This is a genomic window from Variovorax sp. OV084 (assembly GCF_900111625.1).
GTDB lineage: Bacteria > Pseudomonadota > Gammaproteobacteria > Burkholderiales > Burkholderiaceae_C > Variovorax.
The window spans coordinates 1,045,243-1,067,478 of record NZ_FOII01000001.1 but is presented as its reverse complement, the minus strand read 5'-3'; the positions used below and the strand labels follow the sequence as shown (position 1 = coordinate 1,067,478).

The 22,236-nt window shown below is 66.7% G+C and carries 20 protein-coding genes, 1 tRNA gene and 1 pseudogene; 15 read left to right on the top strand and 7 right to left on the bottom strand.

Translation table 11 applies throughout. The annotated features are described in order from the left end of the window. Positions 1 to 34: 34 nt before the first annotated feature. Together BMW87_RS05170 and BMW87_RS05165 are read right to left on the bottom strand one after the other, a co-directional pair. Positions 35 to 1,072, bottom strand: coding sequence for a chorismate transformation FkbO/Hyg5 family protein (locus tag BMW87_RS05170; RefSeq protein ID WP_093074663.1), 1,038 nt, complete (start codon positions 1,070 to 1,072; stop codon positions 35 to 37). A gap of 2 nt (positions 1,073 to 1,074) precedes the next feature. Then, positions 1,075 to 1,863, bottom strand: coding sequence for a class I SAM-dependent methyltransferase (locus tag BMW87_RS05165; protein WP_093074661.1), 789 nt, complete (start codon positions 1,861 to 1,863; stop codon positions 1,075 to 1,077). A gap of 118 nt (positions 1,864 to 1,981) precedes the next feature. Between BMW87_RS05165 and BMW87_RS05160 the strand changes: the two genes are divergently transcribed. The 9 genes from BMW87_RS05160 to rng are packed head-to-tail and all read left to right on the top strand — an operon-like array spanning position 1,982 to position 9,569. Then, positions 1,982 to 2,707 carry a YebC/PmpR family DNA-binding transcriptional regulator gene (locus BMW87_RS05160; RefSeq protein ID WP_056518292.1) on the top strand — a complete coding sequence of 242 codons (726 nt, stop codon included), beginning with the start codon at positions 1,982 to 1,984 and terminating at the stop codon, positions 2,705 to 2,707. A 41-nt stretch (positions 2,708 to 2,748) separates the two neighbouring features. Continuing rightward, positions 2,749 to 4,047: a phosphoribosylamine--glycine ligase gene (purD, locus tag BMW87_RS05155; protein ID WP_093054657.1), complete on the top strand. Its 1,299-nt coding sequence runs from the start codon at positions 2,749 to 2,751 to the stop codon at positions 4,045 to 4,047. Beyond that, complete coding sequence (gene hemF, locus BMW87_RS05150) at positions 4,047 to 4,973, top strand: oxygen-dependent coproporphyrinogen oxidase (protein ID WP_093074659.1); 927 nt, start codon at positions 4,047 to 4,049, stop codon at positions 4,971 to 4,973. Before purD ends, hemF begins: the two co-directional genes overlap by 1 nt. Then, entirely contained in the window at positions 4,970 to 5,602 is a 633-nt protein-coding gene (nadD, locus tag BMW87_RS05145) for a nicotinate (nicotinamide) nucleotide adenylyltransferase (RefSeq protein WP_093074656.1), read from the top strand. Before hemF ends, nadD begins: the two co-directional genes overlap by 4 nt. Next, complete coding sequence (gene rsfS, locus BMW87_RS05140) at positions 5,602 to 6,264, top strand: ribosome silencing factor (RefSeq protein ID WP_093074654.1); 663 nt, start codon at positions 5,602 to 5,604, stop codon at positions 6,262 to 6,264. The genes nadD and rsfS overlap by 1 nt, the downstream gene beginning before the upstream one ends. Then, positions 6,261 to 6,728, top strand: a complete 468-nt coding sequence (gene rlmH / locus BMW87_RS05135; RefSeq protein WP_042579728.1) for a 23S rRNA (pseudouridine(1915)-N(3))-methyltransferase RlmH — start codon at positions 6,261 to 6,263, stop codon at positions 6,726 to 6,728. The genes rsfS and rlmH overlap by 4 nt, the downstream gene beginning before the upstream one ends. Further along, positions 6,725 to 7,429, top strand: coding sequence for a phytanoyl-CoA dioxygenase family protein (locus BMW87_RS05130; RefSeq protein ID WP_093074651.1), 705 nt, complete (start codon positions 6,725 to 6,727; stop codon positions 7,427 to 7,429). The genes rlmH and BMW87_RS05130 overlap by 4 nt, the downstream gene beginning before the upstream one ends. Before the next feature lie 3 nt (positions 7,430 to 7,432). After that, positions 7,433 to 8,035, top strand: a complete 603-nt coding sequence (locus BMW87_RS05125) for a Maf family protein (RefSeq protein ID WP_093074648.1) — start codon at positions 7,433 to 7,435, stop codon at positions 8,033 to 8,035. Positions 8,036 to 8,042: 7 nt separating this feature from the next. Continuing rightward, positions 8,043 to 9,569 (top strand): ribonuclease G, encoded by a 1,527-nt coding sequence (gene rng / locus BMW87_RS05120; protein WP_093054667.1) that lies wholly within the window; start codon positions 8,043 to 8,045, stop codon positions 9,567 to 9,569. Between the two features lie 3 nt (positions 9,570 to 9,572). Here the strand turns inward: rng and msbA are convergent, their stop codons facing one another. Then, positions 9,573 to 11,357: a lipid A export permease/ATP-binding protein MsbA gene (msbA, locus tag BMW87_RS05115; protein ID WP_093074645.1), complete on the bottom strand. Its 1,785-nt coding sequence runs from the start codon at positions 11,355 to 11,357 to the stop codon at positions 9,573 to 9,575. 254 nt (positions 11,358 to 11,611) lie between these two features. Here msbA and tolB point away from each other — a divergent pair, with 254 nt between their 5' ends. The 5 genes from tolB (at position 11,612) to BMW87_RS05090 (ending at position 15,127) form a co-directional block, all read left to right on the top strand. After that, on the top strand, positions 11,612 to 12,838 hold the full coding sequence (gene tolB, locus BMW87_RS05110) for a Tol-Pal system beta propeller repeat protein TolB (protein WP_218132221.1): 1,227 nt from the start codon (positions 11,612 to 11,614) through the stop codon (positions 12,836 to 12,838). 28 nt (positions 12,839 to 12,866) lie between these two features. After that, a complete protein-coding gene (pal, locus tag BMW87_RS05105) occupies positions 12,867 to 13,382 on the top strand; it encodes a peptidoglycan-associated lipoprotein Pal (RefSeq protein WP_093074643.1) in 516 nt (171 codons plus the stop codon). Continuing rightward, the gene (gene ybgF, locus BMW87_RS05100) at positions 13,382 to 14,131 is read left to right on the top strand and encodes a tol-pal system protein YbgF (protein WP_093054675.1); all 750 of its coding nucleotides are present in this window, start codon (positions 13,382 to 13,384) and stop codon (positions 14,129 to 14,131) included. Before pal ends, ybgF begins: the two co-directional genes overlap by 1 nt. Positions 14,132 to 14,150: 19 nt before the next feature. Beyond that, on the top strand, positions 14,151 to 14,999 hold the full coding sequence (locus BMW87_RS05095; RefSeq protein ID WP_093074640.1) for a tRNA threonylcarbamoyladenosine dehydratase: 849 nt from the start codon (positions 14,151 to 14,153) through the stop codon (positions 14,997 to 14,999). Positions 15,000 to 15,051: 52 nt separating this feature from the next. Next, positions 15,052 to 15,127: transfer RNA gene (locus BMW87_RS05090), tRNA-Lys, on the top strand. A gap of 55 nt (positions 15,128 to 15,182) precedes the next feature. On the opposite strand, the pseudogene BMW87_RS05085 reads toward BMW87_RS05090, so the two are convergent. Then, positions 15,183 to 15,308 (bottom strand): annotated as a pseudogene (locus BMW87_RS05085) (manganese efflux pump); the annotation flags it as partial. A gap of 98 nt (positions 15,309 to 15,406) precedes the next feature. On the opposite strand from BMW87_RS05085, the gene chrA reads away from it, so the two are divergent. Then, positions 15,407 to 16,777, top strand: a complete 1,371-nt coding sequence (chrA, locus tag BMW87_RS05080) for a chromate efflux transporter (RefSeq protein WP_093074637.1) — start codon at positions 15,407 to 15,409, stop codon at positions 16,775 to 16,777. 54 nt (positions 16,778 to 16,831) lie between these two features. On the opposite strand, the gene BMW87_RS05075 is transcribed toward chrA, so the two are convergent. The 3 genes from BMW87_RS05075 to BMW87_RS05065 all read right to left on the bottom strand — a co-directional run bounded on the left by BMW87_RS05075 (position 16,832) and on the right by BMW87_RS05065 (position 22,231). After that, the gene (locus BMW87_RS05075; protein WP_093074634.1) at positions 16,832 to 17,857 is read right to left on the bottom strand and encodes a DMT family transporter; all 1,026 of its coding nucleotides are present in this window, start codon (positions 17,855 to 17,857) and stop codon (positions 16,832 to 16,834) included. Between the two features lie 122 nt (positions 17,858 to 17,979). Then, entirely contained in the window at positions 17,980 to 21,060 is a 3,081-nt protein-coding gene (locus BMW87_RS05070; protein ID WP_093054681.1) for an efflux RND transporter permease subunit, read from the bottom strand. A gap of 10 nt (positions 21,061 to 21,070) precedes the next feature. Next, positions 21,071 to 22,231 (bottom strand): efflux RND transporter periplasmic adaptor subunit, encoded by a 1,161-nt coding sequence (locus tag BMW87_RS05065; protein WP_177192723.1) that lies wholly within the window; start codon positions 22,229 to 22,231, stop codon positions 21,071 to 21,073. Positions 22,232 to 22,236: the final 5 nt, after the last annotated feature.

Below are 22,236 nucleotides of genomic sequence, written 5' to 3'. Positions count from 1 at the left end.
TCAATCGGGCAATGCGCGGTCGGACAACGACCGGTCATGCCCGTAGCAGGCCGGCCGCCGCCGTGTGGGCCTCAATCTCGACCAGCAGGTCGCTGCGGCAGATGTCGGCTTCGAGGTACACCGCGTGGCGCGCCATCGGCGCGTCGGCGCCGAGCGTGCCTTCGATGATGCTGCGTACAGCTTCGGTGTCCGACGGGTGACGCACGTAGACCACGCAATCGAGCTCGGCCAGCGAGAACTTCGCGGTGCCGCGTTCGTTGGCGGCGGCAATCACCGCCTGCAAGTTGCGCAGGGTTTCGCGCGTCTGCTCGAGCACGTCGCCGTGGTGCACGGTTTCGTGGCCGACGATGCTCGCAGTGCCGGAGATGAAGAGGGCGATGTTGCCGTCGCCGATGTCCGCCAGCGCGGCGCGCGAGAAGGTCGGCGAGCGCGGGCCGTAGGTTTCGGGATAGCGGTAGGCCGAAACCTGACGCGGGTTTTCGACCGGCAGCGGCGCCTGCTGGCCGGCCAGGAAGCGGATCGACAGGGCGCCCTGGTGGATGCCCAGTGCACAGGCCGCAGGCGCGCCCTCGAAGGCGGCGCGGCCGGCTTCGAGAAACGCTTCCTGCCGGCCGAGATTGAACTGCCGGTAGCGCTCCAGCCCGCCGCCGTCGGCGTTGATCTGCGGCAGGTAGTTCCAGATGCGCTGCAGGTGCGGCGTGCCGGCCTGATCGAGCGTCTTGAAGAGGTCGCGGTAGGCGCGGTGCGCGAGTTCGGCGAGGCCCTGTTTTTCGGTGGCTTCGTCCAGGTCGATGGCGCCGAGCAGCCAGTGCCCGTCGGTGCGCCAGCGCGCGATGCCGGTGGTGCCCGACTTGACGTGTTGCGGACGGCTCACGTGCCACACATCGGCCATGGCACCGTTTGCCGACAGCACACGCGCGTTGACGGTCGGCATCCAGGCCACGCCGTGCGGCGTGCCGTAGCCGAGCGCCGCGAAGGGCGCCTTGCCGTCAACAGCCAGCGCAAGGCTGGCCGGCAGCGACAGGCGCTCGACGCGCAGATGGGAAGAAGGGGTTTCGTCCTGAGCTCGCACTATCAGCTGGCCTCGACGGTGTGTTCGGGTTTGATGGCGGTGTAGGCAGAGAAGACGCCGAGGCTCGCATGCCGGCGCACGTCGCGAAAACCCGCGTCGGCCAGCGCCTGTATCACCCGTTCGGGCGGAATGCAGGCCTCGATCGTGTCCCAGTAGTAGCGCCACAGTTCCGAGGTGTTGCGTTGGCGACCGACCACGCGGGCGATCAGCGGCACCACGGCACGCATGTAGCCCTTGAGCAGCGCGGTTGCGAAGCGGCCCTCGGGCTTGGTGATTTCGAGTACCGCCACGCGCCCGCCGGGGCGCAGCACGCGATGGAACTCGCTGAAGGCGGCCGCCACGTCGCTGATGTGGCGCATGGCGTAGCCCATGCTCACGAAGTCGCTGCTGGCATCGGGCCGGGGCAGGGCTTCGGCCACGCCGCGCACCAGTTCGATGCCGGGCAGCTTGACCTGGCCCAACATGCCGGGGCTGGGGTCGATGCCCACGAGCTGGCCGGTGGAGCCGATGAGTTTCAGCGCCTCGCGGGCCACGAGCCCGGTGCCGATGCCCACGTCGAGCACCTGCATGCCCGCCGAGAGGCCGGCTTCCCGCAGCGCAGCACGGCGGTACGAGGGGCCGGTGCCGAAGGCCAGCACGCTCTCGATGCGGTCGTAGTCCGCGGCCGTGCTGTCGAAGATGCGCAGCAGGAACGCCTGATGCTCGGCCTCGGTCTTGTAGTACAGCGGCAAAGGGGCGTGCGGCGGCAGGATGTCGGGATTCCCGGGCCCGACGGAAGGCGATGGCGTCATCGAACGATTATCACCAAAAGCCCCGGCCCGAATTCCGGGCCCCAGGGCGGGCGTTGTGTGCGCCGGACAGTAAACTCGGAGCCTGCTCAGAAAACACAGGACAGCGAGATAGAAAGCCATGGCCGGACATAGCAAGTGGGCGAATATTCAGCACCGGAAGGGCCGCCAGGACGAGAAGCGGGGCAAGCTCTGGACCCGCGCCATCCGCGAAATCACAGTGGCCGCCCGCGCCGGTGGCGCCGACCTGGGCTCCAACCCCCGGCTGCGGCTGGCCGTTGAAAAGGCCAAGGCGGTGAACCTGCCCATCGACACCATCAAGCGCAACATCGACAAGGCCACGGGCAACCTCGAAGGCGTCAATTACGAAGAAATTCGTTACGAAGGGTACGGCATCGGCGGCGCGGCGATCATCGTCGACACCATGACCGACAACCGCGTGCGCACCGTGGCCGAAGTGCGCCACGCCTTCTCCAAACACGGCGGCAACATGGGCACCGAGGGCTCGGTGGCCTTCCAGTTCAAGCACTGCGGCCAGTTCATCTTTGCGCCGGGCACCAATGAAGACAAGGTGATGGAAGTGGCGCTCGAGGCGGGCGCCGAAGACGTCGTTACCGACGACGACGGTGCCATCGAGGTGATCACCGCCGTCGCCGACTTCGAAGCCGTGAAGAACGCGCTCGAAGCCGCGGGCCTGAAGCCCGACGCCGCCGAAGTCACCATGCGCGCCGAAAACACGGTAGACGTGACCGGCGAAGACGCCGCAAGAATGCAGAAGTTGCTCGATGTGCTCGAGGACCTGGACGACGTGCAGGACGTTTATCACAACGCCTCGCTGTCCGAATGAATGTTGTTTGTTGAATCACAGCGAGAAATGAAGGCCCGCGAATGAAGGTACTGGTAATTGGGGGAGGGGGCCGTGAACACGCTCTGGCATGGCGGCTGGCACAGGCTGCCCGGGTGAGCCGTGTGTACGTGGCGCCGGGCAACGGCGGCACCGCAGCCGACGAGCGCTACGACTGCGTCGACATCACCGAGCCCGCCGCGCTGCGCGAATGGGCGATGAAAGAAAAGATCGCGCTGACCGTCGTCGGCCCCGAGGCGCCGCTGGCTGCCGGCGTGGTGGACGAGTTCCGCGCGCACGGCCTGCGCATCTTCGGCCCCACGCAGGCGGCCGCCCAGCTCGAAAGCTCGAAGGCCTTCTCCAAGGCCTTCATGAAGCGCCACAAGATTCCGACCGCCGAGTACGAGGCTTTCACCGACGCCGCCGCGGCACACGCATACATCGACGCCAAGGGCGCGCCCATCGTCGTCAAGGCCGACGGCCTAGCGGCTGGCAAGGGCGTGGTGGTTGCCATGACCGCAGAGGAAGCGCACGAGGCCGTCGACTTCATGCTGGTCGACAACAAGTTCGGCGTGTCGCATAACGAAGGCGGCGCGCGCGTCGTCATCGAAGAATTCCTGCAGGGCGAGGAAGCCAGCTTCATCGTGCTGTGCGACGGCAAGAACGTGACCGCGCTGGCCACCAGCCAGGACCACAAGCGCCTGCTCGACAACGACGAAGGCCCCAACACCGGTGGCATGGGGGCGTATTCGCCCGCACCGGTGGTCACGGCCGAGGTGCATGCGCGCGCCATGCGCGAGATCATCCTGCCGACCATCCGCGGCATGGAGAAAGACGGCATTCCTTTCACCGGCTTCCTCTACGCCGGCCTGATGATCGACGCCACGGGCCACCCCAAGACGCTCGAGTTCAACTGCCGCATGGGCGACCCCGAGACGCAGCCGATCATGATGCGCCTGAAGTCCGACCTGTTCGAGGTGTTCTGGCACGCCACCGACGGCACGCTCGACCAGGTCGAGCTGCAATGGGACCGGCGCGTGGCGCTGGGCGTGGTGATGGCTGCGCACGGCTACCCGCTGTCGCCGCGCAAAGGAGACCGCATCACCGGCATTCCGGCCGAGGCGCCCGATGCCGTGGTGTTCCACGCCGGCACGACGCTGGAAAACGGCGAGCTCAAGACCAGCGGCGGGCGCGTGCTCTGCGTGACCGTGCTGGCCGACAGCGTGAAGCAGGCGCAGCAGCGGGCCTACGAGGTTGCGGCGCGCGTCAACTTCGACGGCGCTCAATACCGCAAGGACATCGGATTCCGCGCGGTGCACGCGCGCAACACCCACGGCGCTTGATGCAGCAAACCAACCCGGCAGCGGTCGGCGAGTACCTGCGCGGACTGCAGCAGTCGATCATCGCGGCGGTCGAGAAGGCCGACGGCGGCACCTGCGTGCGCGATGCCTGGGAGAAAGCGCCGGGCGAACCGCTGCAGGGCCATGGGCTGACCTGCATCCTCGAAGGCGGTGAACTGTTCGAGCGCGCGGGCTGCGGCTTCTCGCAGGTGCGCGGACCGAAGCTCCCGCCCTCGGCCACGCAGAACCGGCCCGAGTTGGCAGGTGCGCCTTTCGAGGCGATGGGCGTGTCGCTGGTGTTCCATCCGCGCAACCCCTACGTGCCGATCGTTCACATGAACGTGCGCATGCTGGCTGCGCTGCCCAAAGAAGGTGCAGGAGGCGAGCCGGTCTGCTGGTTCGGCGGCGGCATGGACCTCACGCCGTGCTACGGCTTCGAGGAAGACGCGGTGCATTTCCACACCACGTGCCGAGACGCGCTCGCACCTTTCGGTGACGACAAGTACCCGCGCTTCAAGACCTGGTGCGACGAGTATTTCTTCCTGAAGCATCGCGGCGAACAGCGCGGCATCGGCGGCATCTTCTTCGACGATTTTTCCGAGGGCGGTTTCGAGAACGGCTTCGCGCTGATTCGCTCGGTGGGCGATGGCTTTTTGCCGGCGTATCTGCCGATCGTCGAGCGCCGCCGCGCCACGCCTTACACGGAGCGCGAACGCAGCTTCCAGCTCTATCGGCGCGGCCGTTACGTCGAGTTCAACCTCGTGTGGGACCGCGGCACGCACTTCGGCCTTCAGTCGGGTGGGCGTACCGAATCGATCCTGCTGTCGATGCCGCCGCTGGCCAGCTGGGCCTACCAGCAGCAGCCCGAGCCGGGCAGCCCCGAAGCCGCGCTGTACAGCGACTTCATCGTGCGGCGCGACTGGTTGTGAACCGCTCCGGCACTGCGGTGCGTCGCATCGGCGTTTTCGGCGGCGCATTCGATCCGCCGCACAACGCCCATGTCGCGCTAGCCGAAGCCGCGCTGGCGCAACTCGACCTTGCCGAACTGCACGTCATTCCCACAGGGCAGGCCTGGCACAAGAGCAGGGCGCTCACGCCGAAGGAAGACCGCCTTGCGATGACGCGGCTGGCCTTCGCTGACCTGAAAGGCACCGTCGTCATCGACAGCCGCGAAGTGCTGCGCGACGGGCCCACCTACACACTCGACACCCTGCACGAATTGCAGCGCGAGCAGCCCGGCGCACAGCTGGTCCTGATCATGGGCGCCGACCAGGCGAGCGCGTTGCCGACCTGGCACGGCTGGCAGGATATACTCGGCATTGCTATCGTTTCTGTAGCGTATCGCGCACTATCGACGAGCAACACTGCTCGTTTTGATCCGAAAATGCTGCCCGGCCTCCCGGCTGGCGCGCGTTTCGAGGCGCTCGAACTGCCACCTATGAACAACAGCGCCACCGAGATTCGACGGCGCGCGGAGCTTGGCGTGGACATTTCCTCGCTGGTTCCGCCCACGGTTGCACGCTATATTGACCAACACCACCTCTACCGCTCTGCCTGATGACCACTGAAGCCGCCGCCAAGAAAGACACCCAGAAACTCCAGCGAGCCATCATCGATGGTCTCGAAGACGTCAAGGCGCAGGACATCCAGGTATTCGACACAGAACATCTTTCACCGCTGTTCGAGCGCGTGATCGTGGCGTCGGGCACCTCCAACCGCCAGACGAAGGCGCTGGCCGCCAGCGTGCGCGACGCGGTGCGCGAAGCCGGTTTCGGCAAGCCGCGCATCGAGGGCGAGGACAACGGCGAGTGGATCATCGTGGACTGCGGCGCGGCCGTGGCGCACATCATGCAGCCCGCCATCCGCCAGTACTACCACCTCGAAGAGATCTGGGGCGACAAGCCGGTGCGTGCAAAGCTCGGCGGCGCGAAGCCCGCGGTCGCCACCGCATCGAAGGTCGGCACCGAAGAGAAGAAGCCGGCCACCAAGACGCCGACGCTGCGCCGCTCCAGCGCTGCCAAGACCGCGATCCGCGCGGCAGAACAAGAAGCCAAGGCTGCGAAGACCCCGGCCAAGAAAACCGCTGCCAAGAAGGCGCCCGCCCGGAAGTCCACCACCGCGCGCGTGCCGGTCAAGGTCGTCGGCAAGCCCGCTGCCAAGAAGCCCGCTGCAAAGAAGACGACGACGGCTGCCAGGAAGGCGCCAGCCCGCCGCGCATGAAGCTGCTGGTGGTCGCCGTCGGGCAGCGCATGCCCGATTGGGCACAGACTGCCTGGGACGACTACGCCAAGCGCTTCCCGCCCGAGCTCAAGCTCGAGCTGCGAGCAGTCAAGACCGAGCCGCGCGGCTCCAAGTCGCTTGAAACGCTGTACGCCGCGGAGCGCGAGCGCATCGAAGGCGCAATTGCGCGCGGCATGCGCATCGTCGCGCTCGACGAGCGCGGCACGGCGCTGACCACCAAGGCGCTTGCCGCGCGCCTGCAGGCCTGGCAAGGCGAGGGCGACGACGTCGCCCTGGTCATCGGCGGGCCCGACGGGCTCGACCCGGCCTTCAAGGCCGCGGCCCACGAACGCATCCGCCTGTCCGACCTGACGCTGCCGCACGCGATGGCGCGGGTGCTGCTGGTCGAGCAGCTGTACCGGGCGTGGTCGGTCAATGCGGGTCATCCTTACCACCGCGAATGACAAGCGCCGACGGGCGGGTCGCGTTGCTCGAGGAGAAGGGCCATGCGCTGCTGCCGGCGCTGTTGCCGTTTGATCTGCTGGACGCAACCGCGCGGTCGCTCGACCATTGGCTGGGGCAGGCGGCAGGCAGCCGCAACCTTTTGGCCCAGCCGCGCTGCAGTGAGATTGCTGTTCAGCTGAAAACACGGCTGGTCGGCATGGGCCTGCTCGATGCTTCATCGGTGGCCGTGCAATGCACGCTCTTCGACAAGACGGCCGACAGGAACTGGCTGGTCGCGCTGCATCAGGACACCTCGATTCCCGCCTCGGGCGCCGGCATGCCTGCCGTCCTCAAGGAGGGCGAGCCGTATATGCAGCCGCCGGTCGACGTGTTGCGATCGCTGCTCGCCGTGCGGGTGCATCTGGATGATTGCGGCGTGGATGCGGGGCCGTTGCGCGTCGTATCGGGCAGCCACCGCGCCGGACGGTTGAGCGATGCCGAAGCGCAGGACTTGCGCGTCGAACACGGCGAGACGGCCTGTACGGCGGCGCGTGGCGACGCCCTGCTGATGCGCCCCTTGCTGCTGCATGCGTCCTCTCGCGCCCGGTCACCGGCTCGTCGCCGAGTTCTTCACTTTCTTTTCGGACCCGCGCGCCTGCCGCACGGACTGGTCTGGAACCGTACTGTGGCCGGCGGGCAGCCGGCCCTTCAGGAGAACTGAACCTTGCCGGACTTCATCTACCTCGCTTCGCAGAGCCCGCGTCGTGCCCAACTGCTCGGCCAACTCGGCGTGCGCCACGAACTGCTGCTGGCCGATGCCGACGAAGACGCCGAATCGCTCGAAGCCGTGCTGCCCAACGAGGCTCCTGCAACGTATGTGCAGCGCGTCACGGCCCTGAAGCTCGATGCCGCGGTGGCCAGGCTCCGGCGCCGCGGCCTTGCCGACGCGCCGGTGCTCTGCGCCGACACCACAGTCGCACTCGGCCGCACCATCCTCGGCAAGCCCGAAGACGCGGCCGATGCGGCACGCATGCTGCGATTGCTCTCAGGCGCCACGCACCGCGTGCTGACCGCCGTTGCGCTGCAGCATGGCGCACAACGCCACGCCGCGCTCAGCGTGTCGCGCGTGCGCTTCGCCAACATCACAGACGCCCAGATCGCCCGCTATGCGGAAAGCGGCGAGCCGCTGGGCAAGGCCGGTGCCTACGCCATTCAAGGCGCGGCGGCCGCGTTCATCGAGCACATCAGCGGGTCCTATTCGGGCATCATGGGCCTCCCCATGTTCGAGACAGCAGGGCTGCTTCGAAACGCCGGTTTCAATACTTGAGAATTCCATGCAAGACATCCTGATCAACTGGTCTCCGCAGGAGACCCGTGTGGCGCTGGTCGAGCACGGCGCGGTGCAAGAGCTGCACGTCGAGCGAACGCTGGAGCGAGGCTTGGTCGGCAACATCTACCTCGGCAAGGTGTCGCGCGTGCTGCCGGGCATGCAGTCGGCGTTCATCGACATCGGCCTGGAGCGCACCGCTTTCCTGCACGTGGCCGACATCGTGGCGCCGTTCACTCCGGGCTCGCGGCCCAGTGCGCCGGCGCCCGAGCGCGACCACCGCAACGGCGGGCCGATGGTGCCCATCGAGAAGCAGGTGTTCGAGGGCCAGTCGCTGCTGGTGCAGGTCATCAAGGACCCCATCGGCACCAAGGGCGCGCGCCTGTCCACGCAAATCAGCATTGCCGGGCGGCTGCTGGTGTTCTTGCCGCAGGACAACCACATCGGCGTGTCGCAGAAGATCCCGTCGGACCAGCGCGAGTCGCTGCGCAACCGCATGCTGGCGCTGATCGAAGCGGCCGCTGCGGCCGACAGTGGCGGCGTGGTGCCGGCCAACACCGGCGGCTTCATCCTGCGCACCAACGGCGAGGACTCCACCGACCCCGAGCTTGCCGAAGACATTGCCTACCTGCGCAAGACCTGGTCGCGCATCCGCGATGCCTCGATGCGCATGCCACCGATGTCGCTGCTGCACCAGGATCTGAGCCTGCTGCAGCGCGTGCTGCGCGACATGACCAGCGAAGACACGCAGACCATCCGCATCGACTCGCGAGAGCAGTTCGAGGTGCTGCTGAAGTTCGGGCTCGAATTCATGCCCAAGGCGGCGGGCAAGCTGCAGCATTACAAGGGCGAGCGGCCGATCTTCGATTTGTATTCGGTCGACGAGGAAATCGCGAAGGCGCTGGGCCGGCGCGTCGAACTCAAGTCGGGTGGGTATCTGGTGGTCGACCAGACTGAAGCGTTGACCACGGTGGACGTGAACACCGGCGGCTTCGTCGGTGCGCGCAACTTCGACGACACCATCTTCAAGACCAACCTCGAGGCGGCGCAGGCCATTGCGCGGCAGCTGCGGCTGCGCAACCTGGGCGGGATCATCATCGTCGACTTCATCGACATGGGTCGCGACGACCACCGCGAACAGGTGCTGGCGGAGTTCCGCAAGCAACTGGCGCGCGACCGCGTGAAGACCACGGCCGGCGGCTTCTCGCAGCTCGGGCTGGTCGAGATGACGCGCAAGCGCACCCGCGAATCGCTGGCGCACATGCTGTGCGAGCCCTGTGCGGCCTGCGGCGGCCAGGGCATCGTGAAGACCGCGCGCAGCGTGGCCTACGACGTGATGCGAGAGATATTGCGCGAGGCGCGGCAGTTCACGCCGCGCGAGTTCCGCATCGTGTCGTCGCCGCAGGTGATCGAGCTGTTCCTCGACGAGGAGAGCCAGCACCTGGCGGGGCTGAGCGACTTCATCGGCAAGCCGATTTCGCTGCAGTCCGAGCCCGCGATCGGGCAGGGACAGTACGACATCGTGCTGCTTTAAGGCCTAAAGCGTCGGGTCTTGCCCCGGCGGCGCGCTGCGCACCGCCAGTGTCTGCAGCCGCGCGTAGAGGCCGTCCAGCGCCATGAGTTGCTCGTGGCTGCCTTGCTCGGCGATGCGGCCTTGCTCCATCACGATGATCCGGTCGGCATGCTGGATGGTCGACAGGCGGTGGGCGACGATCAGCGTGGTGCGGTTCTGCATCAGCCGCTGCAGGGCGTCCTGCACCAGCCGTTCGGATTCGGTGTCGAGCGCCGAGGTAGCCTCGTCGAGCAGCAGCACGGGCGCATTCTTGTAGAGCGCGCGGGCAATGGCGAGGCGCTGGCGCTGGCCGCCTGAAAGCTGCGTGGCGTTGTGGCCGAGTACCGTGTCGAGGCCCTGGGGCAGGCTTTCGACGTGCGCACTCAGGTTGGCCGCCTCGATGCACTGCAGCACGCGCTCGCGGTCGATCTCGCCGCCCAGCGCCACGTTGGCCGCCAGCGTCTCGTTGAGCATCACCACGTCCTGGCTCACCATGGCGAACTGGGCGCGCAGGCTTTTCAATTGCCATTCGCTGGTGTCGTGCCCGTCGAGCAGCACCTGCCCGCCGCTGGGCTGCACGAAGCGCGGCAGCAGGTTGACCAGCGTGGTCTTGCCCGAGCCCGAAGGGCCGACGAAGGCCACCACCTGGCCGGGTTCGATGGTCAGGCTCACGCCGTCGAGCGCGCGCTGTTCGTCTTCGCCGCGGTAGCTGACTTGTACGTTACGCAGTTCGATGCGTCCTTCGGCGTGTTCGACCTGGAACGTGCCCTGCGACTCCGGGGCCACGTCGTCGATCAGTATCAGTCCGCGCTCCAGTGCGGCGAGGCCGCGTGTGATCGGGCCGGCCACTTCGGCGAGGCGCCGGATCGGCGCGATCAACATCAACATGGCCGTGATGTAGGCGACGAAGCCGCCTACCGTGAAGCCCTGCTTGCCGCTTTGCCACAGCGCGATCATCACCACGATCGACAGCGCGAGCGACGCCATCATCTGCGTGAGCGGCGTGGTGGCGGCCTGGGCGATGGTCGACTTCACGGCCAGCCGGTTCAGGCGCTGGCTCAGTTGCTCGAAGCGGCGGCCCTGCGCGCCTTCCGCGCCGTGCAGGCGCACCACGCGGTGGGCGAGCACGTTTTCCTCGACCACGTAGGCCAGCTCGTCGGTGGCCTGCTGACCCTGCTGGGTCAGGCGGTAGAGCCGCTTGGAGAACACCTTCATGATCCAGGAGATGCTGGGCACCAGGAAGGCGACGATGAGGGTGAGCTTCCAGTTCAGGTAGACCAGATAGCCCAGCAGCGCGATCAGCGTGAAGCCGTCGCGCGAGAGTCCGAGAATCGCTTGCACCAGCAGCATCGCGCCGGTCTGCACTTCGTAGACCACCGTGTTCGAAAGGGTGCTGGCCGACTGCCGGGCGAACAGCGCGAGTTCGGCGCCGAGCAGCCGCTCGAACAGCACCCGCCGCAGCTTCTGCATGCCTTCGTTGGCGATGCGCGACAGCGCGTACTGGGAAATGAACTGGGCGATGCCGCGCACTGCAAACAGCAGCAGCACGGCGGCGGGCACGAACCACAAGGGCATCTCGCCGCGCGTGAAGCCCCGGTCGAGCAGGGGCTTCAGCAGGGCGGCCATCAGCGGCTCGGTGATTGCTGCCAGCATCGCTCCGCTCAGTCCAAGGGCCCACCATTGGCGGGAGCCGCCAAACCAGGTCATGAGTCGCGCCATACGGCGCATCAGGGGAGGGCGTACGTTCTCGCCGCCGGGGGGTGCTTGCATGGCGGCGGATTCTACGGGGGGCCTCATTCAGGGCCTTCCGCAGGTGCTTCTGTAGGACCGCGCCGCCGGATAAACGTTTTGTGACGGCGGCTTCAAGCCAGTGTGTAACATGTGGCCCGTTACAGCCGGGGAGAACTTTTTACCCGGAAACCTCTCCGAACCGCATGAACAAGCCGTTGCCAACTCTAATTCCAACTCCTTCTTCATCGTTATTTGCACGCCGCACGCTCATCGCGGCTCTCGCTGCCACTCCCATGCTTCCTGCACTGGCCCAGTTCCGGGTCGAGGTGTCGGGCGTCGGGCTCACGCAGCTGCCGATTGCGCTCGTTCCTTTCAAGGGCCAGGAAGGCTCGCCCCAGAAGATCTCGGACATCGTCCAGGCCGACCTGGAACGCAGTGGCCAGTTCCGCGGCGTCGACGCTTCGGGCCAGGCGCTGGACGAGGCCTCGCGCCCCGACCTGTCGCTGTGGCGCCAGCGCACGGCCGATTCGCTCGTGGTGGGCAGCGTCAACCGGCTGGCCGATGGCCGCTTCGACGTGCGCTTCCGCCTGTGGGACGTGGTGAAGGGGCAGGACCTGGGTGGCCTGAGCTACACCGTTCCTCAAGGTGACCTGCGCCTTGCCTCGCACCGCATTGCCGACTACGTGTACGAGAAGCTGACCGGCGAAAAGGGCATCTTCTCGACCCGCATCGCCTACGTCACCAAGGGCGGCAGCCGCTACTCGCTGTGGGTGGCCGATGCCGACGGCGAGAACGCCCAGGCCGCGCTCGCCAGCCCCGAACCCATCATCTCGCCCTGCTGGTCGTCCAACGGGCAACAGTTGGCGTATGTGTCCTTCGAGTCGCGCAAGCCTGTCGTGTACGTGCACAACGTGGCCACCGGCCAGCGCCGGCTGCTTGCCAACTTCAAGGGTTCCAATAGCGCGCCGGCCTGGGCGCCAGACGGCAATTCCCTTGCCGTCACGCTCAGCCGCGATGGCGGCTCGCAGCTGTTCTCCATTCCGGCCAGCGGCGGCGAACCGCGCCGCCTGACGCAAAGCTCCAGCATCGACACCGAGCCGGTGTACTCGGCCGACGGCGGCACCATCTATTTCGTGAGCGACCGCGGCGGTGCGCCCCAGATCTACAAGATGAGCGCCGGCGGCGGCAACCCGACGCGGGTGACCTTCAGCGGCACCTACAACATTTCTCCGTCTGTCAGCGGCGATGGCCGGTGGTTGGCCTACATCTCCCGAGTGGGCGGTGCCTTCAAACTCCATGTGATGGAGTTGGCAACCGGCAACGTCAGCGCAATCACCGACACCTCCGCGGACGAAAGTCCAAGTTTTGCCCCGAACAGCAAGCTGATCGTCTATGCAACGCAATTGCAGGGCCGCGAAGCCCTGATGACGACCACGCTCGATGGAAAAATAAAGGCACGACTGGCGGGACAGGCGGGAGACATCAGGGAACCGGACTGGGGTCCGTTTCAAAAGCAATGACCAAGGTTTATTTGAGGAGTTTGAAAATATGTTGAAACGTACGATTTATTCGCTGGCCATCGTGGCTCTCATCGCCGGTTGCTCGTCGGGCACCAAGCTCAACGAAACGCCGGTGACCGACCGTTCGGGTACGGCCGGCGGCCAGCAAGGCGCCAGCACCGTGGCACCTGTCACCATTGATCCGACCGCGGGCACCGCGCAAGGTCCGATTGGCGTTGAGCGCATCGTGTATTTCGACTACGACAGCTACACGGTCAAGCCCGAGTTCCAGGCGCTGATCGACGGCCACGCCAGGTTCCTCAAGGCCAACCCGCAACGCCGCGTCTCGATCGAAGGCCACACCGACGAACGTGGCGGCCGCGAGTACAACCTTGCACTCGGCCAGAAGCGTTCCGAAGCCGTGCGCCGCGCGCTGACCTTGCTGGGCGTGAGCGACAGCCAGATCGAAGCCGTGAGCTTCGGCAAGGAAAAGCCTGCCGTCACGGGTTCGGGTGAAGAAGTGTGGGCGCAGAACCGCCGCGCCGAAATCCGCTACACCCGGTGATGCCACGCGCCATGCTGCGAGGCGCGGCGCTGGCTGCCGCCTTGCTCTGCGTCTCGATGGGGTCGCAGGCTGCACTGTTCGAGGATGACGAGGCTCGCCGCGCCATCCTCGACTTGCGCCAGCGCGTCGAGGCCATGCGCCAGCAGACCGACCAGCGGCTGACCGACGAGAACGGCCAGCTACGCCGCAGCCTGCTCGACCTGCAGAACCAGATCGAGCAGATGCGTGGCGACCTGGCGCGCATGACCGGCCAGAACGAGCAGCTCACCCGCACGGTGAGCGAGATGCAGTCGCGCCAGACCACCATCGACGACAAGCTCAAGCAGAGCGAGCCTTCGAAGGTGTCGGTGGACGGCCGCGAGTTCACCGCCGATCCTAAGGAAAAGGCCGACTTCGACGCCGCCCTCGGCGTGTTCCGCTCGGGTCAGTTCGCGCAGGCGCAGACCGCGTTTGCCGAGTTCGTCAAGCGCTACCCGCAAAGCGGCTACAACGCCTCGGCGCTGTTCTGGCTCGGCAATGCGCAGTACGCCACACGCAACTACAACGAGGCCATCGCGAACTTCCGCTCCATGCTCTCGCTCGCGCCCGACCATGCCAAGGCCCCCGAGGCCGTGCTGTCGATCGCGAACTGCCAGATCGAGCTGAAGGACACGCGCGCCGCGCGCCGCACGCTGGAAGACCTGACCAAGGCCTATCCGCAGTCCGAAGCCGCACAGGCCGGCCGCGAGCGCCTCTCGCGCCTGCGCTGATGCCGGCGGAGCTTTCCGCTTGAGCGCCATCATCGCTGCCGCGTTCACCACTCCTCCTGCCGCCGCGGATGTCGTCACCGACACCGCGGCGCCTGACTTTGCGCGCCGCTTCGGTGGGCTCGAGCGGCTGTATGGCGTGGCCGGTGCCGCGCGCATCCGCAACGCGCACGTGCTGGTCGTCGGCATCGGCGGCGTGGGCTCGTGGGCGGTCGAGGCGCTGGCGCGCAGCGGGGTGGGGCGGCTGACCATGATTGACCTCGATCATGTGTCGGAGTCGAACATCAACCGCCAGATCCACGCACTCGATGCGACCGTGGGGCAGGCCAAGGTCGAAGCCATGCGCGACCGCATCGCGCAGATCAACCCCGAGTGCAAGGTGCAGGCGATCGACGAGTTCGTCGAGCCCGGCAACTGGCTCTCGCTGCTCGACGCGGCACAGGCTGCGAACGGGCCGGCAACGGCCGTCATCGATGCCTGCGACCAGGTGAAGGCCAAGGTGGCCATGGCGGCATGGGCGCGTGCATCGTCGCGCACGGCGTTCGTCACGGTGGGCGCGGCGGGCGGCAAGCGGCAGGCGCACAAGGTCGACATCGACGATCTATCGCTCGTCACGCACGACCCGCTGCTTGCGCAGTTGCGTCAGCGCCTGCGCAAGGAGCATGGTGCCCCGCGTGAAGGCCGCAAGATCGGCGTTGCCTGCGTCTTCAGCCGCGAAAGCGTGGCGCCGCCGGATGCGTCGTGCGCAATCGAAGGCGACGGTTCACTCAACTGCCACGGCTACGGCTCGGTGGTGAGCGTGACGGCAACCTTCGGTCAATGCGCTGCAGGTTGGGTGCTCGACAAAATCGCGTCAAACGTCGCGCTATAATCTTTGGCTTTGCCGGATTCAACGTCGGCAAGAGCAAGAATAAAAAAGGTTTGGGACGTTAGCTCAGTTGGTAGAGCAGCGGACTTTTAATCCGTTGGTCACTGGTTCGAATCCAGTACGTCCTACCAGACTTTCAAGAATCCCCGCCTGCCTTGTGCACGCGGGGATTTTTTCTGCGCGCGATCAAGCCAGACCGTTCAGGTGCTCATAGAGGATCAACACGCCGATCCCGATCAGCACGAGGCCGCCAATGATCTCCGCTCGCTTGCCGAGCACCGCGCCCAATACGCGCCCCACCATCACGCCGATAGGTCTGCTACGATTTCGGTCCCGGGGAAACAGCCTCCCGGTCTGCAAAGGAAGACGGTGTCCCGTCCAAGCGCTGGCGACTCATAACGGAGCTATCCGTGGACACCGTACTGCCTGACTCCTCTCCCGCGCATTCCGCGCCAATCCAGCCCGTATCCTTCGCCGAAGCATTCCGCTTCTGGCTCAAGCTCGGCTTCATCAGCTTCGGCGGTCCTGCCGGGCAGATCGCGATCATGCATACCGAGCTGGTCGAGCGGCGGCGCTGGATCAGCGAGAAGCGCTTTCTGCATGCGCTCAACTACTGCATGCTGCTGCCCGGCCCCGAGGCCCAGCAGCTGGCCACCTACATCGGCTGGCTGATGCACCGCACCTGGGGCGGCATTGTTGCCGGCGCGCTGTTCGTGCTGCCGTCGCTGTTCATCCTGATCGCGCTGTCCTGGATCTACATGGCCTACGGCAACGTGCCCGCGGTGGCCGGCATCTTCTACGGCATCAAGCCGGCCGTCACTGCGCTGGTCCTGCACGCGGCCCATCGCATCGGCACGCGGGCACTGAAGAATTGGTGGATGTGGGGCATTGCGGGCGCGGCCTTCGTGGCCATCTTCGCCTTCGACACACCGTTCCCGGCGATCGTGATCGGGGCTGCGCTGATCGGCCATCTCGGGGCGCGCCGGGCGCCGGGTGTGTTCGCGCTGGGCGGTGGCCATGGCGGCGCCAATCAGGGCTACGGACCGGCGCTGATCGACGATGACACGCCGACCCCCGCGCATGCCCGCTTCACGCGCGGCCGCCTTGCCAAGGTGTTGGCAGCGGGACTCGGCCTGTGGGCCCTGGCGGTGGGCGTGCTCGTGGCCACGCAGGGCTGGCAGAGCGCGCTGGCGCAGATGGGCTGGTTCTTCACCAAGGCTGCGCTGTTGACCTTCGGCGGCGCCTACGCCGTTCTGCCTTATGTGTACCAGGGGGCGGTCGAGTATTACCACTGGCTCAACGGCACGCAGATGATCGACGGCCTGGCGCTCGGCGAGACCACGCCCGGGCCGCTGATAATGGTGGTGGCCTTCGTCGGCTTCGTGGGCGGCTGGCTGCAGCAGGTCGCGGGGCCGGGCGCCTTGTTCATAGGCGGGGCGTTGGCGGCCACGGTGGTGACCTTCTTCACCTTCCTGCCGTCGTTCGTTTTCATCCTCGCGGGCGGGCCACTGATCGAGGCCACGCACGGCAAGCTCGGGTTCACCGCGCCGCTGTCCGCTGTTACGGCCGCGGTGGTCGGCGTGATCCTGAATCTCGCGCTGTTCTTCGCGTACCACGTGCTGTGGCCGCAAGGTTTCGGTGGGCGCTTCGACGCGCTGTCCGCGCTCATCGCGGTGGCTGCGGCCGTGGCGCTCTTTCGCTTCAAGGTCGGCGTGATGCCGCTGCTCGGCGCCTGCGCGGCCGTCGGGCTGCTGGCGACCCTGGTGCCCGGGCTGCGCTGAGGAGCTGCGCGCGGCCGGCTGGTCTTGCGCTTCATCGAGCCCGAGGGTTCTTCTTCAGTGCGGATGCGCGTGGTGCGCGTCCGGCACGTGCGCATGCGTGTGGTGCAGCGGCGTGTGGTGGTGTGGGTGGCTGTGCTCGCCCACCGGCATCGGGTCGTGCGTATGGTCGTGATGCCCGTCGTCGTGCCGGTGCGCGTGCTCATGGTCGAGCGGCTCGTGGTCGTGCGCATGGCCGTGGGATTCGGCCAGGTGCAAGGCAACGCCTGCAAGCATCAGCAAGCCGCCGGTTGCCATGCCCCAGCTCAAGGCACGGTCCCCCAGCGCGATGGCGACCGCTGCGCCGATGAACGGTGCGAAGGCGAACACCGAGCCCGTGCGCGCCGCGCCGAAGGCACGCTGCGCCAGCAGGTAGAGCCGCAGACTGAGCCCGTAGCCGCTGGCACCGATGGCGAGCAGAGCCAGGGCCGCGGTCCAGCCAGGCAGCGGTTCGCCGGTCGCAATTGCGAGCAGGGCGGTCGCGCCCGCGCCCAGCAGCGACTTGCCGAGCACCACCTGGCCGGGATCGCGCTCGGCCAGCGCGCGCGACAGGGTGTTGTCGATGCCCCAGGCAGCCGTGGCAGCCAGCACCGCGAGCAGGCCCAGCAGCTGCACGCCGCCGCTCAGGCCCCGGTCGATCACCAGCACCATGCCGCCCGCGAGCAGCAACAGCATCGCGCCCCACACCCGGCGGTCCATCACCTCGCGGTAGAGCGTGCGCGCCAGCACCGCGGTGAACAAGGCTTCGAGCGCGAGCATGAGCGAGGCGCTGGTGCCGCTGGTGTGCTGCAGGCCCCAGGCGAGCGCCACGGGGCCGATGACGGCGCCGAACAGCGCCATCAACGACAGCCGCTTCAAGTCGGCGCGGCGCAGCGCTGCTTCGCGTTCCACCGGCTGGCGCAGCCAGGCGCCCATGAACGCGGCGCCGGCGTAGAGCAGGGCGGCGGTGGTGAAGGCGCCGAGTCCCGCGCCCGCGCGCTGGACCAACGGCGTGCTGATGCCGAAGAGTGCCGCGGCCGCGAGGGCCAGCAGGCCACCGCGCATTGCCGGGAGATGGAAGAGGGGCACGTCTTCAGTACTTCAAGAGTCGTTGCTGCAATTCTGAAACGAAAAAGCCCGCTGCTTTCACGGCAGCGGGCTCGACCGGTGCGACCTGGCCCGAAGGCTCAGGCCTCCGGTGCTACCGCCCCTGGCAACGCCGGTTGTTCCGGCGGGTTCTCCGCGCTTTCTTCCTTCTGATGCCGCGCCGCGATGAACAGGTACATCGCAGGCACGACAAACAAGGTGAACAGCGTGCCGATCGACAGCCCGCTGAAGATCACGATGCCCATCGCCTTGCGCCCGGCCGCGCCGGCGCCCGAGGCAATGACCAGCGGCAGCACGCCGAACACCATTGCCGCGGTGGTCATCAGGATCGGGCGCAGCCGCGTGCCGGCCGCCTCGACGATGGCGTCGAGCTTGCTCAGCCCCTGTTTCTGCAGCCGGTTCGCCACTTCGACGATCAGGATGCCGTGCTTGCTGATCAGCCCCATCAGCGTGACCAGCCCCACCTGCGTGTAGATGTTCATCGAGGCAAAGCCCCAGAAGATGAAGATCATTGCGCCGAAGAGGGCCAGCGGCACCGACACCAGGATCACCACCGGGTCGCGGAAGCTCTCGAACTGCGCCGCCAGCGCCAGGAACACGATGATCAGCGCGAACAGGAAGGTGATGGCGAAGTTGCCCGACTCCTGCACGAACTGGCGCGACTGGCCCGAGTAGTCGACGGTGTAGCCGCTGGGCGCCAGCTGCTGCACCACGCCGCGCAGGTACTCCAGCGTTTCGCCCTGCGTGCCGCTGGGCACGCCCTGGATGGTCACGGAGTTGAGCTGCTGGAAGTGGTTCACCGTCTCGGGCTGCACGGTGTACTTCAGGCTAGCGACCGTGCTTGCTGGCACCACGCCGTTCGGGGTCTTGATGTAGAAGTTGAGCACGTCAGACGGGTTGAGCCGGTCGACCTGCTGCACCTGCGGGATCACCTTGTACGAGCGGCCCGAGATCGAGAAGTAGTTGACATACCCGCCGCCCAGCGCGGCGCCCATCGCGTTGCCCACGTCCTGCTGCGTGATGCCCAGCGTGGCGATCTTGTCGCGGTCGACCACCACGGTGGCCTGCGGCAGGTCGATCTTCAGGTCGGCATCGATGTAGTAGAACTTTCCGTCCGCGCGCGCCTTGTCCATGATCTGCTGCGCGAGCGTGTTCAGGTTCTCGAAGGGCTCGGTCGTCTTGATGACGAACTGCACCGGCAGGCCCGAGGCACCCGGCAGCGCCGGGAACTGGAAGGCCACGACCTTCGCGCCCGCAATGCCGTTCCAGCGGTTCTGCAGATCGGCCTGGATCTCGTGCGCGCTGCGCGTGCGCTGGTCCCAGGGCTTGAGCAGCACGCCGGCAATGCCCGCGTTGGTGCTCGGCACGCCGGTCAGCTGGAACAGCTGCGCGTATTCGGGCGTGTCGTGCGCAACCTTGAAGATCTGGTCCGCATAGGTCTGCATCTGGTTGATGGTGGCCGTGGGGGCGCCCACCACCTGCGACAGCACGATGCCCTGGTCTTCCTCGGGCGCAAGCTCCGACTTCGACATCTTGAACATCACGAACAGCAGCGCCACGAGGATGGCGCCCATCACGATCATCACCGGCCAGGTCTTCAGCACGCCGCGCAATATCAGCTGGTAGCGGCGGTGCACGCGTTCGAAGGTGTGCTCGATGAAAGTCGCGAACTTGCCGGTGTCCTGCTCGGGCTTGAAGAAGCGCGAGCACATCATCGGCGACAGCGTGAGCGCAACCACGCCCGACACCACCACCGAGCCCGCGAGCGTGAACGCGAATTCGGTGAACAGCGATCCGGTCAGCCCGCCCTGGAAACCGATGGGCACGTACACCGCAACCAGTACCACCGTCATGGCAAGAATGGGCCCGCCCAGTTCACGTGCCGCGAGCAGCGAAGCCTGCATCGGCGACTTGCCCTCCCGCATGTGCCGGTCGACGTTCTCCACCACGATGATCGCGTCGTCCACCACCAGCCCGATCGCCAGCACCAGCGCCAGCAGCGTGAGCAGGTTGATGGAGTAGCCAAGCACCAGCATCACGAAGAAAGTGCCGATCAGCGACAGCGGCATGGCAATCACCGGCACCACCACCGCGCGGAAGCTGCCCAGGAAGAGATAGATCACCACCGTCACGATGATCAGCGCCTCGACCAGCGTCTTGATCACTTCGCTGATGGAGGTGTTGATGAAGTCGGTCGAGTCGTAGACGATCTTTCCGGTCAGGCCCGTGGGCAACTGGGCCTGCAGGTCGGGGAACACGGTGCGAACCTGTTTGGCCACTTCGAGGATGTTGGCCTCGGGCGCGACCTTGATGCCGATGAACACCGAGCGCACGCCGTTGAAGGCCACGTTGAAGTCGTAGTTCTCAGAGCCGAGCGTGACATTGGCCACGTCCTGCAGCCGCACGATGGCGCCGTTGCTGCTCTTCACAGAGAGCTGCTTGAACTCGTCCACGCTGTGCAGCGAAGTGCCGGCCGTGAGCGGCACGCTCACCATCTGGCCCTTGCTGGTGCCCACGGCCGCCAGGTAGTTGTTGGCGGCGAGCGCGGTGCTCACGTCGGTGGCGGTCACGCCGTAGGCGGCCATCTTCTGCGCGTCGAGCCAGGCCCGCAGCGCGAAGGTGCGCGCACCGAGGATTTCGGCAGTCTGCACGCCCGCAATGGCGTTGAGCTTGGGCTGCACCACGCGCACCAGGAAGTCGGTCACGTTGTTGTTGGGCAGCGTGTCGCTGTAGAAGCCGATGTACATGGCATCGGTGGTTTGGCCCGTGGCCACCGTGAGCACCGGCTGCTGCGCCTGCGGCGGCAGCTGGTTGCGCACGGAGTTCACCTGCGTGTTGATCTCGGTCAGCGCGCGGTTCGAGTCGTAGTTCAGCCGCAGCGTGGCGGTGATGGTCGACACGCCCAGGCTGCTCGACGACGACAGGTAGTCGATACCCTGCGCCTGCGACACGGCGGCTTCGAGCGGCTGCGTGATGAAGCCTGCGACCGTGGCCGCGTCGGCGCCGTAGTAGGCGGTGCTGATGGTGACCACGCCGTTCTCGGTCTTCGGATACTGGTTGACCGGCAGGCCGGCCAGTGCGCGCAGCCCCAGCACCACGATCAGCAGGCTCACCACCATCGCCAGCACGGGCCGGCGGATGAAGATGTCGGTGAAGTTCATGCGGGATGCCTCACTTTTCCTGCGGCGTCGGCGCCGCGTCGTTGGTGGGCTGCACGCTGTTGTCCACCGTCACGGGCGAGCCGTTCTTCAGCTTGTTCTGTCCGCTGCTCACCACCACCTGGCCGGCTTTCAGCCCCTTGACGATGGAGATCTGGTCGCCGCGCGTCGGGCCGGTCTCGATGAAGACCTGCTCGGCGATGAGCTGCGGCTTGCCCGACGGGTTGGCCGCGGGGGCCGGCGTACCTGCAGCACCGGCAGAACCAGCCTTTGGCGGCTCGGCTTCCTTCACCACGTACACCGTGGAGCCGTACGGGTTGTAGGTGACGGCGGTGGACGGCAGCGTCAGCTGCTCCTGCACGCCGCCAATGTCGATCTTCACGTTCGCGAACATGCCGGGCAGCAGCAGCAGCTTGGGGTTCGACACCGTGGCCTCGACCTGCACGTTGCGCGTGGCGGAATCCACCTTCGGGCTGATCGCGTTGATCTTGCCGGTGAAGCTCTGGCCCGGGAAGGTGTCGACAGTCAGGTTCACCACCTGGCCCACCGCGAGGCCCGCGAGCTGCTGCTGCGGCAGCGAGAAGTCGGCGTAGATCGGGTCCAGCGTCTGCAGCGTCACGAGCTTGTCGCCCGCGTTCACGTACTGGCCCGGGTTCAGCGCGGTGATGCCGAGGCGACCCGAGAAGGGCGCGCGGATCGACTTCTTCGCCACCACGGCCGCCTGTTGCTCGACCTGTGCGCGCTTGGCCTTCAGGTCGTTGGTGTCGGCGTCGATCTGCGCCTGGCTCACGGCCTGCACAGCCAGCTGCGCCTGGTCGCGCTTGAGCACGGTGGCGGCCTGCGCGGCGGCGGCTTCGGCCGAATGCAGCAGGGCGATGTCGGAGTCGGCATTGAGCTCGACCAGCAGCGCGCCGGCCTTCACGTCCTGGCCCGACTTGAAGTGCACCGTGCGCACCAGGCCCGCCACTTCGGTGCTGAGGTCGGCGCCGCGCACCGGGTTCAGCGTGCCGACCGCGGTGAACTGCGTCTGCCACTGCAGCTTCTGCACCTGGGCCGTCGACACCGTCTGCGGCGCCGGCTTGGGCACGGCCGCGATCAGCGCGCGGATCTGCAGGAACTTGCCGAGCGCGAGCGCGGCGACCAGCAGCAGCACGCAGCCGATCATGATGATCATTCTCC